The organism is Aestuariivirga sp. (genome assembly GCF_037139295.1).
Classification (GTDB): Bacteria; Pseudomonadota; Alphaproteobacteria; order Rhizobiales; family Aestuariivirgaceae; genus Aestuariivirga.
In genome coordinates this window covers 1-20,165 of the sequence record NZ_JBAXGR010000012.1, presented here as the reverse complement: position 1 = coordinate 20,165, position 20,165 = coordinate 1, and the positions used below count along the sequence as shown (strand labels likewise).

At 63.2% G+C, this 20,165-nt stretch carries 21 protein-coding genes; 15 read left to right on the top strand and 6 right to left on the bottom strand.

Going from position 1 to position 20,165, the window contains the following annotated elements:
- Nucleotides 1-4: 4 nt before the first annotated feature.
- Nucleotides 5-940: an AEC family transporter gene (locus WCJ41_RS05725; protein WP_336904880.1), complete on the bottom strand. Its 936-nt coding sequence runs from the start codon at nt 938-940 to the stop codon at nt 5-7.
- Nucleotides 937-1,401 carry a Holliday junction resolvase RuvX gene (gene ruvX, locus WCJ41_RS05720; RefSeq protein WP_336904879.1) on the bottom strand — a complete coding sequence of 155 codons (465 nt, stop codon included), beginning with the start codon at nt 1,399-1,401 and terminating at the stop codon, nt 937-939. Before ruvX ends, WCJ41_RS05725 begins: the two co-directional genes overlap by 4 nt.
- Before the next feature lie 131 nt (nt 1,402-1,532).
- On the opposite strand from ruvX, the gene WCJ41_RS05715 reads away from it, so the two are divergent.
- From WCJ41_RS05715 to gatA, 4 genes are read left to right on the top strand one after another with little or no spacing between them, the layout of a single operon-like run.
- A complete protein-coding gene (locus WCJ41_RS05715) occupies nt 1,533-2,240 on the top strand; it encodes a metal-dependent hydrolase (RefSeq protein WP_336904878.1) in 708 nt (235 codons plus the stop codon).
- Entirely contained in the window at nt 2,240-2,935 is a 696-nt protein-coding gene (locus WCJ41_RS05710; protein ID WP_336904877.1) for a GNAT family protein, read from the top strand. Before WCJ41_RS05715 ends, WCJ41_RS05710 begins: the two co-directional genes overlap by 1 nt.
- A gap of 47 nt (nt 2,936-2,982) precedes the next feature.
- On the top strand, nt 2,983-3,270 hold the full coding sequence (gene gatC / locus WCJ41_RS05705) for an Asp-tRNA(Asn)/Glu-tRNA(Gln) amidotransferase subunit GatC (protein ID WP_336904876.1): 288 nt from the start codon (nt 2,983-2,985) through the stop codon (nt 3,268-3,270).
- 3 nt (nt 3,271-3,273) lie between these two features.
- Complete coding sequence (gatA, locus tag WCJ41_RS05700; protein WP_336904875.1) at nt 3,274-4,740, top strand: Asp-tRNA(Asn)/Glu-tRNA(Gln) amidotransferase subunit GatA; 1,467 nt, start codon at nt 3,274-3,276, stop codon at nt 4,738-4,740.
- Nucleotides 4,741-4,871: 131 nt separating this feature from the next.
- On the opposite strand, the gene WCJ41_RS05695 is transcribed toward gatA, so the two are convergent.
- Nucleotides 4,872-5,531 carry a peroxiredoxin gene (locus WCJ41_RS05695; protein WP_336904874.1) on the bottom strand — a complete coding sequence of 220 codons (660 nt, stop codon included), beginning with the start codon at nt 5,529-5,531 and terminating at the stop codon, nt 4,872-4,874.
- Between the two features lie 143 nt (nt 5,532-5,674).
- On the opposite strand from WCJ41_RS05695, the gene WCJ41_RS05690 reads away from it, so the two are divergent.
- Entirely contained in the window at nt 5,675-6,064 is a 390-nt protein-coding gene (locus WCJ41_RS05690; RefSeq protein ID WP_336904873.1) for a hypothetical protein, read from the top strand.
- On the opposite strand, the gene WCJ41_RS05685 is transcribed toward WCJ41_RS05690, so the two are convergent.
- A complete protein-coding gene (locus WCJ41_RS05685) occupies nt 6,054-8,513 on the bottom strand; it encodes an FAD-dependent oxidoreductase (RefSeq protein ID WP_336904872.1) in 2,460 nt (819 codons plus the stop codon). The two genes, WCJ41_RS05690 and WCJ41_RS05685, sit on opposite strands and share 11 nt — an antisense overlap.
- Before the next feature lie 180 nt (nt 8,514-8,693).
- On the opposite strand from WCJ41_RS05685, the gene WCJ41_RS05680 reads away from it, so the two are divergent.
- From WCJ41_RS05680 to WCJ41_RS05670, 3 genes are all read left to right on the top strand, one after another.
- Complete coding sequence (locus WCJ41_RS05680; RefSeq protein WP_336904871.1) at nt 8,694-9,095, top strand: rhodanese-like domain-containing protein; 402 nt, start codon at nt 8,694-8,696, stop codon at nt 9,093-9,095.
- Nucleotides 9,096-9,108: 13 nt separating this feature from the next.
- Nucleotides 9,109-10,302: an O-succinylhomoserine sulfhydrylase gene (metZ, locus tag WCJ41_RS05675; protein WP_336904870.1), complete on the top strand. Its 1,194-nt coding sequence runs from the start codon at nt 9,109-9,111 to the stop codon at nt 10,300-10,302.
- A 180-nt stretch (nt 10,303-10,482) separates the two neighbouring features.
- Nucleotides 10,483-11,517 carry an alpha/beta hydrolase gene (locus WCJ41_RS05670; RefSeq protein WP_336904869.1) on the top strand — a complete coding sequence of 345 codons (1,035 nt, stop codon included), beginning with the start codon at nt 10,483-10,485 and terminating at the stop codon, nt 11,515-11,517.
- Here WCJ41_RS05670 and WCJ41_RS05665 read toward each other — a convergent pair.
- Together WCJ41_RS05665 and WCJ41_RS05660 are read right to left on the bottom strand one after the other, a co-directional pair.
- Nucleotides 11,498-12,694, bottom strand: coding sequence for an MFS transporter (locus WCJ41_RS05665; protein ID WP_336904868.1), 1,197 nt, complete (start codon nt 12,692-12,694; stop codon nt 11,498-11,500). The genes WCJ41_RS05670 and WCJ41_RS05665 overlap by 20 nt on opposite strands.
- A 9-nt stretch (nt 12,695-12,703) precedes the next feature.
- Entirely contained in the window at nt 12,704-13,120 is a 417-nt protein-coding gene (locus tag WCJ41_RS05660; protein ID WP_336904867.1) for an Rrf2 family transcriptional regulator, read from the bottom strand.
- A gap of 128 nt (nt 13,121-13,248) precedes the next feature.
- Between WCJ41_RS05660 and WCJ41_RS05655 the strand changes: the two genes are divergently transcribed.
- From WCJ41_RS05655 to lpdA, 7 genes are all read left to right on the top strand, one after another.
- Nucleotides 13,249-13,551 (top strand): septum formation initiator family protein, encoded by a 303-nt coding sequence (locus WCJ41_RS05655; protein ID WP_336904866.1) that lies wholly within the window; start codon nt 13,249-13,251, stop codon nt 13,549-13,551.
- 104 nt (nt 13,552-13,655) lie between these two features.
- Entirely contained in the window at nt 13,656-14,693 is a 1,038-nt protein-coding gene (pdhA, locus tag WCJ41_RS05650; protein WP_336904865.1) for a pyruvate dehydrogenase (acetyl-transferring) E1 component subunit alpha, read from the top strand.
- Between the two features lie 13 nt (nt 14,694-14,706).
- Nucleotides 14,707-16,044, top strand: coding sequence for a pyruvate dehydrogenase complex E1 component subunit beta (locus tag WCJ41_RS05645; protein ID WP_336904864.1), 1,338 nt, complete (start codon nt 14,707-14,709; stop codon nt 16,042-16,044).
- Nucleotides 16,037-16,372 carry a DUF5076 domain-containing protein gene (locus WCJ41_RS05640; RefSeq protein ID WP_336904863.1) on the top strand — a complete coding sequence of 112 codons (336 nt, stop codon included), beginning with the start codon at nt 16,037-16,039 and terminating at the stop codon, nt 16,370-16,372. Before WCJ41_RS05645 ends, WCJ41_RS05640 begins: the two co-directional genes overlap by 8 nt.
- Before the next feature lie 69 nt (nt 16,373-16,441).
- Nucleotides 16,442-17,728, top strand: a complete 1,287-nt coding sequence (locus WCJ41_RS05635; protein ID WP_336904862.1) for a pyruvate dehydrogenase complex dihydrolipoamide acetyltransferase — start codon at nt 16,442-16,444, stop codon at nt 17,726-17,728.
- 5 nt (nt 17,729-17,733) lie between these two features.
- Nucleotides 17,734-18,372, top strand: coding sequence for an SGNH/GDSL hydrolase family protein (locus tag WCJ41_RS05630; protein ID WP_336904861.1), 639 nt, complete (start codon nt 17,734-17,736; stop codon nt 18,370-18,372).
- A 102-nt stretch (nt 18,373-18,474) separates the two neighbouring features.
- Nucleotides 18,475-19,914: a dihydrolipoyl dehydrogenase gene (lpdA, locus tag WCJ41_RS05625; protein WP_336904860.1), complete on the top strand. Its 1,440-nt coding sequence runs from the start codon at nt 18,475-18,477 to the stop codon at nt 19,912-19,914.
- The last annotated feature ends 251 nt before the right edge of the window (nt 19,915-20,165 follow it).

Sequence of the window (20,165 nt, the reverse complement as noted above, 5' to 3'; positions counted from 1 at the left end):
GGCCTTAGGCGCCAACCCCGGCTAGCCACAGAATGAGGGGGATGGTGACAACGGCCGCGATCACCTGAACGGTCAGCATGTTGGCGACCATGGGGGCATCGCCCCCCATCTTGCGGGCCAGCACATAGGCCCCGGAGCCGGTGGGCACAGCCCCGCAGAGCAGGGCTACCGCGAAAGCGTCACCATGCACCCCCATTAGCCACAGGGTGGCGGCCATCAGGGCTGGCATGGCGAGCAGCTTCAGCACCACGGCCAGCGCCACCGGGGGCCATTCCCTCACCACAGAGCCGATCCGCAACCCGGCCCCGACCGTGAGCAGGGCCAGCCCCAGCGCGCCGCGACCGATCATGTCCAGCACCTGTAGCGCCATGGCCGGAAGCTCCAGCCCGGAGAGCTGCCAGGCAACACCGCCCAGCGAGGAGAAAACGAAAGGGTTCTTCAGGATCGACAGCAGCAGATTGCGCGGTGATACATGGGTCTCATGTGCAAACCGTGCCATCACGATCACGCAAAGGATGTTCAAGAGCGGCGTCATCGCTGCCGCACTCACGGCACCCAGCGACAGGGCCTTGGTTCCGAAGGTGAGCGGTATGATGGCGAATGCAATGAAGGTGTGCCAGCGCGCCGAGCCCTGAACGAGGGAGGTGAAGCTCGGGCCGTTGATCCGCAACCCCGCCATCAGCGGCCAGCTGAGCAGCACGAGGAGCCCGATCATGACGATCACCGAAATTGCCATGGCGCCCGCCATCTGCAGCACCGGGACGCCGGCGAAATCCGCCGCCGCGATCTCCTTGAAGATGATCACCGGGAACAGCACGAAATAGCAGACGTGGTCGAGCCCCGCCCATTGCTCGGTGGAGATCACTTGCGTCTTCCGCAGGCCGAAACCCACGAGGATGACGATGAACACCGGCAGCAGGGCAAGAAAGATCGTCGTCATCTGAGTGAATCGAGGGCCGCCTGAAGGATCCACGCGGCGGCCAGCTTGTCGATCACCTCGTCACGTTTGGCGCGCGAGGCGTCGGCTTGGATCAGCATGCGTTCCACCGCTGCGGTGGACAACCGCTCGTCCCAGAACACCACAGGCGTGGGAGACAGCCTGGCAAAATTCCGCGCGAAAGAGCGGGTGGACTGGCAGCGCGGTCCCTCGGTGCCGTCCATGTTGACGGGAAGGCCAAGGATGATGAGACCGATGTTCTCCGCCGCGATGATGGCCAGCAGCCGCTCGGCATCCTGCGTGAATTTCTTGCGCGCGATGGTTTCGATCGGCGTGGCGATCATCCGGGTACGGTCGCTGGTGGCAACCCCGATGGTCTTCGACCCGAGGTCGAGCCCCATCAGCCGTCTGTCCGTCGGAATGGCGGCAATGGCTTGGGGCAGCGTGAGGTCAGTGGAGGCCATGCCCGTCCCTTTACCCGTTCCAGCCCCGCACGCAAGCAACCCCAGTACCTGGTGGTATCCCCCGTCCGAACCGCCACCTTGCCATTCTCGTATGGCCGGGGGATACATCCCCCATCCCAAGGAGTTCCCAGATGAAGATCACCTATCATGGCCATTCGGCCTTCCGCATCGAGACCGGCGCCGCCGTCATCCTCGTTGACCCGTTCTTCACCGGCAACCCCGCCGCCACGGTGGGCTGGCAGGAGGCCAGCGAGGGCCTGACGCATCTTCTGCTCACCCATGGCCACGGCGACCACGTGGGCGATTCCGTGGAGATCCTGAAGGCCACCGGCGCGCTGCTCGTCTCAAATTTCGAGGTGTGCTCGTGGCTCAACGGCAAAGGCATCGAGAAATACAGCCCCGGCAACCACGGCGGTCGCATCAGCTTCGACGATTTCGACGTGATTTTCACCAATGCCTGGCATTCCTCATCCGACATGGTGGCGGGCCAGCCCGTCTATCTCGGCAACCCGGCAGGCTTCGTGATCGAGCCGAAGAAGGAGCATGGCAACACGCTCTACATCGCCGGTGATACCGGCCTGTCCTATGACATGAAGCTGATCCAGGAGCTCTACCGCCCCGAGATCGGCATCCTGCCGATTGGCGACCGCTTCACCATGGGCGGTGACCAGGCAGCCTATGCCTGCCGCCATTTCTTTGATTTCAAGACGGTCATTCCCTGCCACTTCGCCTCCTTCAAGGGTTATGTGGATGATGATGCCTCCAAGTTCCTCAAGGCCATGGGACCGGACGCCGGCAAGGTTCGCGTGATGGCGTCTGGCGAAACGGCGACATTCTGATGAGCAAGAAGCCTGAACGTCCGGTGGGGCCAGTGGTCGACCCGCTGCCATCCGGCTCAAAACCCGACATGCGCCCGCTGCACGGCCGCTGGGTGGTGCTGGAACCCGTTTCTCCGGAGATGCATGCGAAGGATCTCTATGACAGCTTCCACGACAGCGACCCCGACGGCGATGTCTGGACATACCTCGGCTATGGCCCGTGGCAGTCCTTCGATCAGTTCGAGGCCTGGGTACGGGAGCGGCAGGCCTCGCGCGACCCGTGGTTCTATGCCTTCATCAACCGGGCCACCGGCAAGGCCGTCGGCATGGGCTCCTTCATGCGGTCTGACGCCCCCAATGGGGTGATCGAGATCGGCCATATCTGGATGTCGCCCGGCCTGCAGCAGACCAAGGAGGCCACCGAGGTGATCTTCCTGATGATCCGCCACTGCTTCGATGACCTGGGTGTCAGGCGCCTGGAATGGAAGTGCGATGCCCTCAACGCCCCCTCGCGCAAGGCGGCGGAGCGCTTCGGCTTCAGTTTCGAAGGCATTTTCCGCCAGCACCTGATCGTCAAGGGCCGCAACCGGGACACCGCCTGGTTCGCCATGCTGGACAAGGACTGGCCCCATATCCGGGCCGGCTTCGAGCGCTGGCTGGACCTCAAGAACTTCGACGAAAAGGGCCGCCAGAAAGCCAAGTTGCAGGTGGCCTGAGCGGGTGCTATTCCGCGCCACGAGAATGTTCCCAAGGGTTTGATTTCATGTCGGTCGATCAGAAAACCGTGAAGCGTGTGGCGCGTCTGGCGCGCCTCAAGGTGAAGGATGAGGACGTGCCGCGCCTCGCTGGCGAACTCAGTGCCATCCTCGGCTTCATCGAGCAGCTGAACGAGGTCGACGTGGCCAATGTCGAGCCCATGACCTCGGTCGTCACCATGAAGATGAAGATGCGCAATGACGTGGTGACCGACGGCCACTACCCGCAGAAGATCGTCGCCAACGCGCCCGCACAGGATGACGATTTCTTCATGGTCCCACGAGTGATTGAATAAGCCATGACCAATCTCACTTCCCTCACCATCTCCGCCGCCCGCGACGGCCTGAAGAAGAAGCAGTTCACCGCGCTTGAACTCACCGATGCCTATCTCGCAGCCATGGAGAAGGCCCGCGTGCTCAACGCCTATATCCTCGAGACACCGGAAAAGGCGCGCGAAATGGCCAAGGCCTCCGACGCCCGGCTCGCTGCCGGGCAGTGTGGGGCGCTGGAAGGCATTCCGCTCGGCATCAAGGACCTTTTTGCCACCGAAGGCGTGCACACCCAGGCCTGCAGCCACGTGCTCGATGGCTTCAAGCCGCAGTATGAGTCCACCGTCAGCGCCAATCTGTGGCGCGATGGTGCGGTGATGCTCGGCAAGCTCAACATGGATGAGTTCGCGATGGGCTCCTCCAACGAGACGAGCTACTACGGCAACGTCATCAACCCGTGGAAGCGGACGAACTCCAACGCCGCGCTCGTGCCTGGTGGCTCTTCAGGCGGTTCCGCCGCCGCCGTCGCCGCGCATATCTGCGCCGCTGCAACGGCCACCGATACGGGCGGTTCGATCCGCCAGCCTGCGGCCTTCACAGGCACCGTGGGCATCAAGCCTACCTATGGCCGCTGCTCGCGCTGGGGCATCGTCGCCTTCGCCTCGTCGCTCGACCAGGCAGGCCCCATCGCGCGCGACGTGCGCGACGCCGCCATCATGCTGAAGTCGATGGCCAGCGTTGACCCGAAGGACACCACCTCGGTGGACCTTCCCGTACCGGATTACGAAGCCGCCATCGGCCGTCCCATCAAGGGCCTGCGCGTCGGCATCCCGAAGGAATACCGCGTCGACGGCATGCCCGCCGAAATCGATGCGCTGTGGAGCAAGGGGGCGGAGTGGCTGAAGGCCCAGGGAGCAGAGATCGTCGAGATCTCGCTGCCGCACACCAAGTATGCGCTGCCCGCCTATTACATCGTGGCACCCGCCGAGGCCTCATCCAACCTCGCGCGCTATGACGGCGTGCGTTATGGCCTGCGCGTTCCGGGTGACGATATCGTCGACATGTACGAGAATTCGCGTGCCGCCGGTTTCGGCCGCGAGGTGCAGCGCCGCATCCTGATCGGCACCTATGTGCTGTCGGCTGGCTACTACGACGCCTATTACGTTCGCGCCCAGAAGGTCCGCACCCTGATCAAGAACGACTTCGACAAGGCCTGGGACAAGGTGGACGTGGTGCTGACCCCGGCAACACCCAGCCCCGCCTTCGCGCCGGGCGAGATCACCGATCCGGTGCAGATGTACCTGAACGACATCTTCACGGTGACGGTGAACATGGCCGGCCTTCCCGGCATCGCGGTTCCGGCGGGTCTTTCCGCTGATGGCCTGCCGCTCGGCCTTCAGCTCATCGGCAAGCCCTTCGGCGAGGAAACGCTGTTCCAGGCCGCCGCCGCCATCGAAGCCGCGGCAGGGGGCTACACCGCACCGCAGTGGTGGTGACGGACAACCGTTCCACACATAGCCACCCACCTCTCATCATGCCCGGGCTCGACCCGGGCATCCTTTTCTGTGCCACCCAAAAAAGATGGCCGGGACAAGCCCGGCCAAGATGATCGTCGGTGAAATCCGAATTACTTCGGCTGCGGCACCACGCGGAGATAGGGCTTCAGCGTCTTCCAGCCACCGGGGAACTTTTCCTTCGCGGCCTCGTCCGACAGTGAGGCGAGGATGATCACGTCTTCGCCCTGCTTCCAGTCGGCAGGCGTGGCCACCGACTTTGTTGCGGTCAGCTGCAGCGAGTCCACCACGCGGACGATTTCATTGAAGTTGCGGCCCGTGCTCATCGGGTAGGAGGCGATGAACTTCAACTTCTTGTCCGGCCCGATGATGAACACGCTGCGCACCGTGGCATTGTCAGCGGCCGTGCGGCCCTTGGCGTTGCCTGAGGCATTGGGGTGGATCATGCCATAGAGCTTGGCCACCTCGAGGTCCTCGTCGCCGATCATGGGATAGTTCACCGTGGCGCCGGTCACGTCCTTGATGTCGTCCTTCCAGCGCTTGTGGTCCTCGACCGAGTCGATCGAGATGCCGATCAGCTTCACGCCGCGCTTGTCGAACTCGTGCTTCATCTTGGCAACCGAGCCCAGCTCGGTGGTGCAGACGGGCGTGAAATCCTTGGGGTGGGAGAAGAACACCACCCAGGTGCCATCGATGTAGTCATGGAACTTGAGACGGCCTTCGGTGGTGTTGGCCTCGAAATCCGGGGCGATGTCGCCGATTTGCAGTGCCATGCTGATCTCCTTCTGAATACTCTACTGACTTTATAGCCTATGCCTCGCCCGGAGCAAGCCGCAATCGGGCTGGTGCTCTGCGGTGCCTTTTGCGGGAATCGCGGCAAGTGTCTAGGGTCCCGCCATCACCGGAGAGCCCCATCATGAAATACATCATTGCCTTCCCCGCCCTCGCCATCGTCATTGCGGCCTATCTGCTGATGGCTTCAGGAGGTGGCATGATGATCGACGGCGATGCCTATTCGACAACGCTCATGTCCGGGGTCGAGATGACGCTGCGTGGTGGTGACTTCTTCGTCATCGCCGGTCTGGTCGCGCTGTGTGTCGAGATGATGAAACTCGCCGGAGGCGGCCTCATCAGCAACCTCCGGCATAGTCTGGCCATCGTGACCTTCATCGTGGCCGCGGGCGCCTTCGTGCTTCTCGACTATGCCGGAACACCGAGCTTCCTGATGCTGACGATCATGTCGCTCGTCGTGGTCCTCGCCAATGGCGTGGCATCCTTCGGGAATGCCAGAAGCCTCACGCCTTGATGCGCTCGCCCTTCGGGTCATAGAAGCTCTGGAACTGCACCTTGGCCGGATAGCGCTTCCACGCCAGTTCCACTTCCCACTTGGCGCCCTCGATCCAGTCCTTGGTCACACCATCCTTGTTGTGGACGTAGCCCAGCCCCAGCGACAGGTTCACGCGGTGGCCCCAGGCACCTGACGTCGTTGAACCGACGAGCACGCCGTTCCGGTAGATGGGCTCCTCGTGATAGATCATCGGTGCCGTGGCGGAATTGTCATCCAGTGCCAGGCAGACGAAGCGCTTGGGAAGCACAGGGAGAGCCTTCTGCGTCAGCAGCGCTTCTCGCCCAATGAAGCCGCCCGGCTTGTCCATGGCGACGGCGAAGCCGAGGCCCGCCTCGAGCGGCGTGTCCTCATCCGCAATGTCATGGCCCCAGTGGCGATAGGCCTTTTCGGTGCGGCAGTTGTTCATGGTGTGCATGCCCGCAGGCGTGAGGCCGAACTCCTTGCCGGCCTCCTGCAGCACCTCGAACACGTGGGCCGTGAATTCGGTGGGGATGTAGAGCTCCCAGCCCAACTCGCCCACATAGGTGATGCGGCTCGCGCGCACGCGAGCATAACCCACCTCGAGTTCCTTCGACGTGCCGAAGGGGAAAGTGGCATTCGAAAGATCCGCGCCCGAGACTTTCTCGAGCAGTGCGCGCGACTTCGGCCCCATGATGGCGATCATCGGGAGCCCTGAGGTGATGTCGGTCGCCACACAATGCGCGTCGGATGGCGTGTGGCGCTTGAGCCATGCCATGTCGCGCGTCTGCGGTGCGGCACCCGTCACGACGAGGAACTTGTTCTCCTCCAGCCGGGTGACGGTGAGGTCGGCCTCGATGCCGCCGCGTTCGTTCAGCCACTGCGTATAGACAATGCGGCCCGGCTCCACGTCGACGTTCGCGGCGGAGACACGGTTCAGCACCTTGAGTGAATCGCGGCCCTCGACCGAATACTTGGCGAAGCTCGCCTGGTCGAAGAAGGCACAGTTGGTCATCAGCTGCTTGGCTTCATAGTCGGCGCAGGGGAACCAGTTCTGGCGGCCATAGGAGTATTCATACTCAGGCTTCACGCTTCCGCGGGCATACCAGTTGGGGCGCTCCCAGCCGTTCACCTCGCCGAACACTGCGCCCAGTTCCTTCTCGCAATGATAGAGCGGCGAACGGCGCACGCCGCGAGCCGTCTCGGCCTGCCGGTACGGCCAGTGCATGGCGTAGAGCAGGCCAAGCGACTCCGACACGCGCTCGCGCACATAGGACTTCACCGACTGGAAGGGGTGGATGCGGCGAATGTCCATGCCGGTCACATCCATCGGCGGATGGCCGTTCTTGATCCACTTCGAAAGCACGAGGCCCGCACCGCCCGATGACTGGATGCCGATCGAGTTGAAGCCCGCAGCCACATAGACGTTCTTCACTTCCGGCGCTTCGCCGAGATAATACTTCACGTCCGGCGTGAAGCTTTCCGGTCCGTTGAAGAACAGCTGGATTCCAGCGGTTTCCAGCAGCGGCACGCGGTTGATGGCGTCCGCCAGGATCGGCTCGAAATGGTCCATGTCTTCGGGAAGCGTCACGAAGGCATGGTCCTCGTCGATGCCGCCGCCGCCCCACGGCTTTGCCTTGGGCTCGAAGGCGCCGATCATCAGCTTGCCGGCATCTTCCTTGTAATAGGTGCATTCATCCGGCACGCGAACGACCGGCATGTTGCGCGGAAGCTCAGCGATGGGCTCCGACACGATGTAGAAATGCTCGCAGGCATGGAGCGGAATATTGACGCCGATGGAGCGCCCCAGCTCGCGCGACCACATGCCCGATGCCACCACGACCTTGTCGGCAAGAATGGTCCCGTCGCTGGTCTCGACGCCATAGGCCGCACCATCCTTGGTCAGGATCTTCGTCACCTTCACGTTCTCGACGATCTTGGCCCCGCGTGAGCGCGCGCCCTGGGCGAGCGCCTGCGTCACGTCAATCGGGTTCACCTGTCCGTCCTTGGGCAGGAACACGCCGCCCTTGACGTTCTCCATGTTGTAGTGCGGCAGCCGCTCGTGAATTTCACCAGTCGAGATCACCTGCACGTCGAGGCCGAAGTTCTTGGCCATGGAGGCGCCGCGCACCAGTTCTTCGAGGCGCCCGTCGGTGAGGGCCACCGAAATCGAACCGTTCTGCTTGAAGCCGGTGGCCTGTCCCGTCTCCTTCTCCAGCCCCTCGAACAGCGTGGTGGTGTATTTGGCGAGCTCGGTGAGGTTCCGGGTGGCCCGCAGCTGGCCGACGAGGCCCGCCGCATGCCAGGTGGTGCCCGAGGTCAGCTGCTTGCGCTCCAGCAGCACGACGTCGGTGATCCCCTCCTTGGTCAGGTGATAGGCGATCGAGCAACCGACGATGCCGCCGCCGATGATGACGACGTCGGCGCGGGCGGGCAGGGACTTGGACATCACGTAAACTCCGGATCAGATGGTGAATTCTTCTAACAGGACCGGGGGGCGAACCGGAAGCGCCAAACCGCCTCACGGGAGCGGGCCAGCCCCTCACCTCTGGCCGGTCCAGCCCCCCTTTTCCTTTGCGGGACGAATCCGTTTGGACTAAATCGTTCGAAACAACGAACGGATCGTTCCATGCATCAGGGTGACATTTCTCCGGCCGAGGCCTACCAGCGGCTCCAGAACAACCCCGCCGCCGTGCTCGTCGACGTGCGCACCCAACCTGAATGGGTGTTCGTGGGCGTTCCCGCCGTGGAGCGCCTCATCCGCCTGTCCTGGCAGGTTTTTCCGTCCATGCAGGTGAACGGCAATTTCGTCGCCGAGGTTGACCAGATGGGCCTTCCCAAGGACGCCGAGATCCTCTGCATCTGCCGCTCCGGCGCACGCTCGGCCTCTGCCGCTTCGGCGCTGACACAGGCCGGCTATTCCAACGCCTGGAACGTGGCTCAGGGCTTTGAGGGCGACAAGGATGCCACTGGCCATCGCGGCACGCTGGGCGGCTGGAAGGCCGCCGGGCTCCCCTGGGTCCAGAGCTAGAAAGCACGTTTCGATGAAGAAGAATAAGTCCGACTCCAAGAGCTGGGGAGACGCCACAAAGCTGGTCCGCGGCGGGCTGGACCGCACGAAGTACGGCGAGACGTCCGAAGCGCTCTTCCTCAATTCCGGTTTCGTCTATGACGAACCGGAAACCGCCGAGAAGCGCTTCGCCGGCGAGGATGACGGCTATGTCTATGGCCGCTACGGCAACCCCACCGTCACCATGTTCGAAGACAGGCTGGCGCTGCTCGAAGGAGCGGAGGCCTGCTACGCAGTCGCTTCGGGCATGGCCGCCGTGTTCGGCGCGCTCGCCTGCCAGTTGAAGGCGGGAGACCACCTCGTGGCCTCCAAGGCACTGTTCGGCTCCTGCTACCAGATCGTCACCTCGATCCTGCCGCGTTTCGGCATCAAGGTCACGCTGGTCGATGGCAAGGACCTAGACGCCTGGAAAGAGGCCATCACGTCCGACACCAAATGCGTGTTCCTTGAGACGCCGTCGAACCCCGGCCTCGAGGTCATCGACCTCGAAGCCGTCTGCGCCATCGCCAAGGCCAAGGGCGCCAACATCGTGGTGGACAACATCTTCGCCACCCCCATCCTGCAGCGCCCGCTCTGCTATGGCGCGGATGTCATCGTCTATTCCGGCACCAAGCACATGGACGGGCAGGGCCGTGTCCTCGGTGGCGCCATCATGTCGACGAAGAAGTTCAAGGAAGAGCAGCTGAAGCCCTTCCTCCGCCACACTGGCCCGTCGATCTCTCCCTTCAACGCCTGGGTCCTGCTGAAGGGCCTCGAGACCATGAAGCTGCGTGTCGAGGCGCAAAGCCATTCAGCGCACAAGGTGGCCGCGGCACTCGAAGCCATGCCGGGCATCGCCCGCGTGCTGTACCCGCACCTCGACTCGCATCCGCAGGCCGTCCTCTGCCGCAAGCAGATGACACTTGGCGGCACCATGGTCACCTTCGAGGTGGCTGGCGGCAAGAAGAAGGCCTTCGACCTTCTGCGCAACCTCGGCATCATCGACATCTCGAACAACCTCGGTGACGCCAAGTCGCTGATGACGCATCCGGCTTCCACCACCCATCGCAACATCGGGCCCGAGGCCCGCGCCATGATGGGCATCACCGACGGCATGGTTCGTCTCTCGGTAGGCCTCGAGGATACGGACGACCTGATCGGCGACCTGTCGCAGGCGATCAAGGCGTAAGATCTCGTTCACGTTACAATCGAGTTGTCACTTTGCCCGGGCTTGACCCGGGCATCCTTTCTTGTGGCCACCCAAAGGATCGCCGGGTCAAGCCCGGCGAAGGTGAAACTGCATGTAGTGGTCGAGGGTTGACTCAAGAACCCCACATAAATAGCCTCCAACTTATGCCGGGGGCCGCACATGCCAAACATCGCGAGGATGACACGGGCAATCCGCCACGTCCTGCTTCCGCTTCTCCTTTGCTCCCGTGCCGCGATGGCCGCTGACGTGCTCCCGCTGCCAGACACCATTTCGCCTGAAGCGAAGGCCGTCATCGAATTCCTGCAGTCAGCAGGCCTCAAGCAGCTGAAGGGTCCGGCACCTGATGACCTCGTGGGGTGGAAGGCACTCCACGACGCCCAGGAGACGGCGCTGGAAACACCCAACAAGACCGTCCTTGATCAGCTCGGCGCGACACTGACGGAGGCCACGATCGGCGGCGTGCCAGTGCTCGACATCAGGCCGAAGGGCTGGATCGATGATGGCCGCGTCATCGTCTACATCCACGGGGGCGGCTTCACCCTGTTCAGTTCGCGCTCCATGGCGGGCCTCGGCGCACTGGTGGGCAATGCCGCTGGCATGCGCGTCATCTCCATCGACTACACCAACCCACCAGCCGTGAAGTGGGACACGGTTCAGGCACAGGTCGCTGCCGTGCTGAAGGGCATCGTGGCACAAGGCACGTCGATGAGCCGCATCGCGCTGTTCGGGGACTCGGCAGGCGGCAACCTTGCCCTCCGGGCCGTGCTTAATCTCCGCGAGCAGGGTGCAGCCATGCCTGCCGCGGTGCTGCTGTTCTCGCCCTGGGCCGATCTTTCCAACACCGGCGACACCGCGATCACGCTGCCAGCGGCCGATCCCACGCTCTCCTATGCAGGGTTCCTCGGCAATTCCGCGCTGGCTTATGCGGGCAGCCTCGACTTGCGCGATCCACGCGTCTCGCCTCTCTATGGTGATTTCTCGAAAGGCTTCCCCCCGACACTCGTCCAGGACGGCACGCGCACCATCCTGCTCTCGACCAGTGTTCGCACTTACCAGGCTCTCAAGGCGGCAAAGGTCGATGTCGTGATCGATCTCTACGAGGGCATGTGGCACGTCTTCCAGGGCGCTCCGGCGCCGGAGGCGGCCGCGGCACTGGCGAGTGCCGGTGCGTTCCTCAGGCAGCAGATGAAATAGCGTCAGACTTCTGCCGGGCGAAGCGGTCCGTCACCAGAAGCTGGATGAGCGTCAGCCCGGCGCTTATGGCTGCAGCGATGCCGAGCACCGGCAAGCCCTTCCAATCCAGCAGCCCCGCGCCGATAGATGAGCCGATGGCGATGCCGGCGTAAACCATGGCCGCATTGAGTGCGAGGGCAAGTGCCGGGGTCTGGGGTGCGATTGCCACCAGCCTGAGTTGCTGCGGAGGCACGAAGCACCACGCGAAGCCGCTCCATACCGTGACGATCAATGCCAGCAGCCACGGGTTCCACGGCATCACAGAGAACAACGGCAATAATGCCATGTGGCCGAGACAGACCATCACCAGTGTCCGAAATGCCCCGAACCGGTCACTCAGGTAGCCACCAATGAAATTGCCGCTCACCGCACCGATGCCGAACAACGCAAAATAGAGAGGCACCATATTGGACTGCGCCCCGGTCGAAGCCTCGATGATCGGGCCGAAGAAGGTGAAGGCGATATACACCGAGGTCATCAGCATGGCGGTGAAGCTGACAGCCAGCATCAGGCGCAGGTTGCCGAGTGCGGAGAGGATGGTGGAGACACTGCCCGAGGGCACGTGGATGTTACGTGGCACCATGCGCAGCAACACAACTGCGAACACTGCGGCCAGCGCCGCGACGAGGAAGAACGGCGCATGCCAACCGAAGCGGTAGGCCATCCAGGCACCTGCCGGCACGCCCACCACTTGCGCCATGGACATGCCGGCGAAGACTTTGGCAAGGGCCCGGCCTCGCTCCTCGATAGGCGTCACGGCAACCGCCACGCCCGCCGAGAGCGGCGTGTAGAGTGCTGCACCCAGCGCCACGATGAGGCGAGAGAGAGCCAGCATGGTCAGCGTCGTCGATACAGCAGAAATCAAAGTGCCGAGGCAGAACAGCACAAGCGATCCGGCCAGCACCATGCGGCGTGGCACTCGGCCCGTCAGCGCCGCGCCGATGGGTGAGAGCAGGGCATAGGCAACGGCATAGCTGGTGATGATGATGCCGGCATCAGCCTTGGAAACACCAAGCGCCTCGGCAATCGGCGATACGATGCCGATGACCAAGAAGACACCCATACCAACGATGAAATTGCCAGCCGCCAGAAGCCAAAGGAGGGATGAGGCTTTCGCCTTGCTGAGGGCGTCGGCCACGAATGCGTATCAGACGATGGAAGAGGCGACGTCGCGGATCGATGTCTTGGCCAGGCTCGAATGCAAGGCGCATTCGGCGGCCCGTAGTGGTCCCGTCAGGATCTGGCCCAGTTGGGCGGCAACAGGGCAGCTGGAACTCGGATCCGTCTTGTGCATCCGGAATACGTTTTCGTCCTCGACCGCGAAATAGACGTCGGCGAGCGTGATCTGGGCAGGGTCCTTGTTGAGCTCGAAACCGCCCGAGCGACCCGCCACCGACTTCACCAGATCGGCCTTCTCCAGCTCGGTCATCAGCCTGCGGATGACCACCGGGTTGGTGTGCACGCTCTCAGCAACCAAGGCCGAGCACACGGGGCCCTTGCCCTTGAATCGGGCGAGGACGCTCATGGCGTGGACGGCGACAATGAATCGGCTGCTGGACAACATAATGGTAACTCCACGAGTTACATCGGCACGGTGGCCCCAAAGGTCAAGCGAATAAATAAGCGCGGGGTGAGGGGATTGTTAACTGAGTCCGTCGAAATCTGCGACAGGAATCAAAGGAACTTTGGCCGATGCGCCGCTTCGACTTTGTCGTCACCTGCGTCTGCTGTGCGCTGCTGGGCTATTTCGGCTGGCACGCCTACAAGGGCCCGCGCGGCTTCGCGCATCGAGACAAGCTCGAGGTGAAGGTGGCGGTTCTCAAGGACAAGTTCGACGCTCTTCTGGCAGAGCGCGAGAAACTCGAGGGCAAGGTCTCCCTCCTGCGGCCTGAGAGCATCGACCCCGACCTCCTCGACGAATTGGCCCGTGGCAACCTCGAACTGGCCAAGCCGACCGACGTTGTGGCCTTCACATCGCGGCAAATCTCCGAGTGAAATCCGCAGCGTAAACCGAAATCCGGTTAATCGCCTAAACCCCCTGCATTCCCAAGCGTTTAATGCTATGAAACCTGAAATGGTCATGGCTGGAGGAAGCATTCATGGCGGTCAAGTCGGCCTACATTTCGAAGAAATCGGCCAAGGGTGACAAGCCCAATCTGTCCAACAGCGGCTTCACCACCGAGGAAGAGCTCTACGCCTATAAGGAAATGCTGTTGATCCGCCGCTTCGAGGAGAAGGCAGGCCAGCTCTATGGCATGGGCTTCATCGGTGGTTTCTGCCACCTCTACATCGGCCAGGAAGCGGTCGTCGTGGGCATGGAAATGGCCCAGAAGGAGGGTGACCAGGTCATCACCTCCTACCGCGACCACGGCCACATGCTGGCCGCCGGCATGGACCCCAAGGGCGTGATGGCCGAGCTCACTGGCCGCAAGGGCGGCCTGTCCAAGGGCAAGGGCGGCTCCATGCACATGTTCTCCAAGGAAAAGCAGTTCTACGGCGGCCACGGCATCGTCGGCGCGCAGGTGCCGCTGGGGGCAGGGCTTGCCTTCGCGAACAAGTATCGCGGCAACGACAATGTCTCGATCGCCTATTTCGGCGACGGTGCGGCCAACCAGGGCCAGGTCTACGAGACCTTCAACATGGCCTCGATCTGGAAGCTGCCGGTGATCTTCGTGATCGAGAACAACCGCTATGCCATGGGTACGGCAGCCACACGTTCGACCGCCGTCTCCGATCACCTGGGTGCGCGTGGCGCGGCCTTCGGTATTCCCTATGAGCAGGTCGACGGCATGGACGTCCGCGCCGTGCGCGATGCCGCCGACCGCGCCATCGAGCACTGCCGCGCGGGCGAGGGCCCCTACATCCTTGAGATGATGACCTATCGCTACCGCGGCCACTCCATGTCGGACCCGGCGAAATACCGCTCCAAGGAAGAAGTGCAGAAGATGCGCGAGGAGCATGACCCGATCGAGCAGGTGAAGGCCCGCATCCTCAACGCCAAGCTCGCGACCGAGGACGATCTGAAGAAGATCGATGCCGAGATCCGCGCCGTCGTGACGGAAGCCGCGGAATTCGCCCAGAATGATCCGGAGCCGGATGCATCCGAGCTCTACACCGACATCTACGTGAACGCCTGAGCCGGGGACGCCAATGCCATCCATCCTCATGCCCGCCCTGTCTCCCACCATGGAAGAGGGCAAGCTCGCCAAGTGGCTCAAGAACGTGGGCGACATGGTGAAGCCCGGCGATGTCATCGCCGAGATCGAGACCGACAAGGCCACCATGGAAGTGGAAGCCGTCGATGAGGGGCCGCTCACCGCGATCCTCATCCCGGCCGGCACCGAGAACGTGAAGGTCAACACGCCCATCGCCGTGATCGGCGAGGCGGATGCAGCACCCGCACCCAAGGCCGAAGCGCCGAAACCTGCCGAGGCAGCTCCCGTCGCAGCACCTGCCATCATCACCTCCGCTCCCGCCGCATCACCTGAAGTGCCCGAAGGCACCGAGATGGTGACCATGACGGTGCGTGAGGCGCTGCGTGAAGCCATGTCGGAAGAGATGCGCCGCGACCCCGACGTCTTCCTGATGGGCGAGGAAGTGGGCCAGTACCAGGGCGCCTACAAGATTTCGCAGGGCATGCTCGAAGAGTTCGGGCCGCAGCGCGTCATCGACACGCCGATCACCGAGCATGGCTTCACCGGCCTTGCGGTGGGTGCAGCCTTCGCGGGCCTCAAGCCCATCGTCGAGTTCATGACCTTCAATTTCGCGATGCAGGCCATCGACCAGATCATCAACTCTGCCGCCAAGACGCATTACATGTCAGGCGGCCAGCTGAACTGCTCCATCGTGTTCCGTGGTGCTTCCGGTGCGGCGGCGCGTGTCGGCGCACAGCACAGCCAGGATTATGCCGCATGGTATGGCCACATCCCCGGCCTCAAGGTGGTTCAGCCCTATAGCGCCGCTGACGCGAAGGGCCTCTTGAAGTCGGCCATCCGTGATCCGAACCCGGTTGTCTTCCTCGAGAACGAAATTCTCTATGGGAAGAGCTTCGAGGTTCCCAAGGTCGAAGACTGGCTGGTGCCGATCGGCAAGGCCCGCATCGCGCGTGTTGGCCATCACGTCACCATCGTCTCCTTCGGCATCGGCATGACCTATGCCATGGCAGCGGCCGACAAGCTCGCCGCCGAGGGCATCGAAGCCGAGGTCATCGACCTCCGCACCATCCGCCCGATGGACCTCGCAACGGTGCTGGAGAGTGTCAAGAAAACCAACCGCTGCGTCTGCGTGGAAGAGGGCTTCCCGCAATTCTCGGTCACCAGCGAAATCGCCGCCCAGATCATGACTCATGCCTTCGATTACCTCGACGCGCCCGTCGCACGCGTCGCCGGCAAGGACGTACCCATGCCCTATGCGGCCAATCTCGAAAAACTGGCGCTGCCCAATGCCGATGAGGTGGTCGCCGCAGCAAAGGCTGTGCTCTATGTCTGACGACCATCATCACCACAACCACCACGGCGAAACCCACCCGCACCAGCTGGAGCCGCCGCATGAGGTGTTCCATGATCCCAAGGCCGGCGAAGTCGTCCGCGGATGGATCACCAACGGGGGCTTGAGCCTCTCGCTGCATGCCATGGCCTTCGGCAAGGCAGAAGTCTGGGGCCATGTGCTCGCCGGCATGGCGCAGCAGGTGGCTTCCGCCTGCGCCGAAATGGGCGAAGGCAACGCGGCCGACAATTTTGCGGCCATCCGCAAGGTGCTGAACGAGGACCTGAACAAGGTCGCCGCGCAGCTCTCGCCGCTGGCCAACAAGTCCTAACGCAAGCGCGACCCTGCGCGGGGGCCAGAACGGTCCCCGCGCACATCAGACGAATAGGGAACTCCGCCGATGCCCGTGAACGTGCTCATGCCCGCCCTGTCGCCCACCATGGAGAAGGGCAAGCTTGCCAAGTGGCTCAAGAAGGAAGGCGACACCGTCAAGTCCGGTGATGTCCTGGCCGAGATCGAGACCGACAAGGCCACGATGGAAGTCGAAGCCGTCGATGAGGGCACCGTCGGCAAGCTGCTGATCCCCGCCGGCACCGAGGACGTGCTGGTCAACACCCCCATTGCCGTGATCCTCGGCGAAGGCGAGAAGATGGGCGATGCGCCCGCTGCCGCAGCCCCCAAAGCCGCTGCACCTGCGCCTGCCGCAGCCCCCGCAGCTGCACCCGCCGCCGCGTCCCCCGCACCCGTTGCCACTGCGAAGCCCGAGGGCGCCCGCGTCTTCGCCTCGCCGCTCGCCCGCCGCGTGGCCAAGCAGAAGGGCGTCGACATTGCGGCACTGCTGGGCTCCGGCCCGCATGGCCGCATCGTTCTGAAGGACGTGGAGACCGCCAAGCCGGGAGCAGCACCCACCGCCGCCAAATCCACCGGCCCCGTCTTCGCCGCGCCGCCGTCGGACGAGCAGGTGCTCAAGCTTTTCGAGCCCGGCTCCTACGAGCTCGTGCCGCATGACCAGATGCGCAAGGTCATCGCCCGCAGGCTTACCGAGTCCAAGCAGACCATCCCGCATTTCTATGTCTCCGTGGACGTCACCCTCGATCATCTGCTGGAGCTGCGCGAGCGCCTGAACCTGCAGGCCCCGAAGGACAAGGAGGGCAAGCCCGGCTGGAAGATCTCCGTCAACGACTTCATCATCAAGGCCATGGCCATGGCCCTCATCAAGGTGCCGGACGCCAACGTGACCTGGACCGAGAATGCCATGGTGAAGCACAAGCACGCCGACATCGGCATCGCGGTCTCGATCCCCGGTGGTCTCATCACCCCGGTCGTGCGCTCCGCTGAGCTAAAGGGCCTCGCCCAGATCTCGACCGAGATGAAGGACTATGCCGCGCGCGCCCGCAATCGCAAGCTCAAGCCCGAGGAATACACCGGCGGCTCGGCGGCCATCTCCAACATGGGCATGATGAACGTCAAGTCCTTCGCGGCCATCGTCAACCCACCGCATGCCTCGATCCTCGCCATCGGCACGGGCGAGCGCCGCCCCGTGGTGCGCGGCAACGACATCGTCATCGAGCAACAGATGACCATCACGCTGTCGACTGACCACCGCTGCATCGACGGCGCGCTGGGTGCCGAGTTCATCGGCGCCATCAAGGCCTATCTCGAAGAACCCGGCCTGATGCTGGTGTGATGGCCATGAAGAACATCCTCACCTTCGGCGACAGCCTCACCTGGGGCTTCATCGCCGGCACATGGGAGCGCCACCCCTTCGACACGCGTTGGCCCAACGTGCTGGCCGCCGGCCTTCACGGCAAGGCGCGGGTGATCGAGGAGGGCCACAACGGCCGCACCACGGTGTTCGACGATCCCACCACCGGCGATGACCGCAACGGCGCGCGGATCCTTCCCGTGCTGCTGTCGACGCACCAGCCGCTCGATCTCGTCATCATCCTGCTCGGCACCAACGACATCAAGTTCGCCAACCGCTGCCGCGCCTTCGATGCCTCCATGGGCATGGGCAGGCTGGTGCAGATCGTCCAGACCTTTCCATTCCAGGCCTGGGCACCAAAGCCGCAGGTGCTGATTGTGGCGCCGCCGGCGCTCGTTCGCACTGACGACGAATGGTTCAACGACCTGTGGGGCCACGCCATCGAGGAGTCGAGGCTGTTCGGCAAGCACTACGCCCGCGTTGCGCAGGAGATGGGCGTTCATTTTTTCGACGCAGGAAGCGTGGCCAAGGCCGACAAGACCGACGGCGGCCACCTCGACGCCGCCAACACCAAGGCCATCGGCACCGCGCTTGTGCCGGTGGTGAAGCGGATTTCGGGACTGTGAAGAGGATGCCCGGGTCGAGCCCGGGCATGATGAACTGAAATTCCTCATCATGGCCGGGCCTGACCCGGCCATCCTTTGAGGGCGCTGACAAGGAACACTCACATGGCCGACACAAACTTCGACATCATCATCATCGGCGGCGGCCCCGGCGGCTATGTGGCGGCGATCCGCGCCGCACAGCTTGGCTTCAAGACGGCCGTCGTCGAGCGCGAGCACTTGGGCGGCATCTGCCTCAACTGGGGCTGCATCCCCACCAAGGCACTGCTGCGCTCGGCCGAGATCTATCACTACATGAAGCACGCCAAGAACTACGGCCTCTCGGCTGACAACATCAGCTATGACGCGCAGGCCGTCGTGCAGCGCTCGCGCGGCGTCTCGGGCCGCCTGAACGGCGGCGTCACCATGCTGCTCAAGAAAAACAAGGTCACGGTCATCTGGGGCGAGGCCAAGCTCACAAAGCCGAACGAGATCGTGGTGACGACACCCACGAAGCTTGCCGTCCAGCCGCAGGCACCCGAGCCGAAAGACAAGTTGGGGCCTGGCACCTACACCGCGAAGAACATCATCATCGCCACTGGCGCCCGTCCGCGCGTGCTCCCCGGTTTGGAGCCTGACGGCAAGCTGGTCTGGACCTATTTCGAGGCGATGGTTCCAAAGGCCATGCCGAAGTCGCTGCTCGTCGTCGGCTCAGGCGCAATCGGCATCGAGTTCGCCTCATTCTACAATGCCATGGGCGTCGACGTGACGGTGGTCGAGGTGATGGAGCAGATCATGCCGGTCGAGGATTCCGAAATCTCCAAGGCCGCCCAGAAGCAGCTGGAAAAGCAGGGCCTCAAGTTCAGATTGGCCGCGAAGGTTACCAAGCTCGACCGTCAGGCTGACAGTGTTACCGCAACCATCGAGGCGGGCGGCAAGACGGAGACCATCACGGTGGACCGCGTCATCTCCGCCGTGGGCGTCCACGGCAACATCGAGGGCTTGGGGCTTGAAGCGCTGGGTGTGAAGACCGAGCGCGGCTGCATTGTCATCGACGGCTATGGCCGCACCAACATCCCCGGCGTCTATGCCATCGGCGACGTGGCAGGCCCGCCGATGCTCGCCCACAAGGCAGAGCACGAGGGCGTCATCTGCGTCGAGAAGATCAAGGGCCTCGACGTCCACCCGATGAAGAAGGAGCAGATCCCCGGCTGCACCTACTGCCACCCGCAGGTGGCCAGCGTCGGCCTCACCGAGGCCAAGGCCAAGGCTGCCGGGTATGAACTCAAGGTCGGCCGCTTCCCCTTCCTCGCCAACGGCAAGGCCATCGCGCTGGGTGAGGACCAGGGTCTGATCAAGACCATCTTCGATGCCAAGACCGGCAGGCTTCTCGGCGCCCACATGGTGGGGGCGGAAGTGACCGAGTTGATCCAGGGCTTCGTCATCGCCATGGGGCTGGAAACCACCGAGGAGGAGCTGATGCACACGGTCTTCCCGCATCCCACCCTCTCCGAAATGATGCACGAGAGCGTCCTCGACGCCTACGGCCGCGTCATCCACATGTGAGCCATGCCCCATCGGGCCGCTTGATGGCGGGCCGGTCAGGGCCTATCCTGAAAAACAGACTAAACGAAGGGGCAGAAACATGGAATCGAATCACCTGATGGACCTCGGCGGCGGCGTGGGCTGGATCGGCACGCTGTTCATCGGCGCGCTCGCCGGCATCATCGCCGACAAGGTGATGAAGTCGAACCACGGGCTTTTGATGAACATCGTCATCGGCATCGTCGGCTCCTACATCGGCGCCTTCCTCGCCA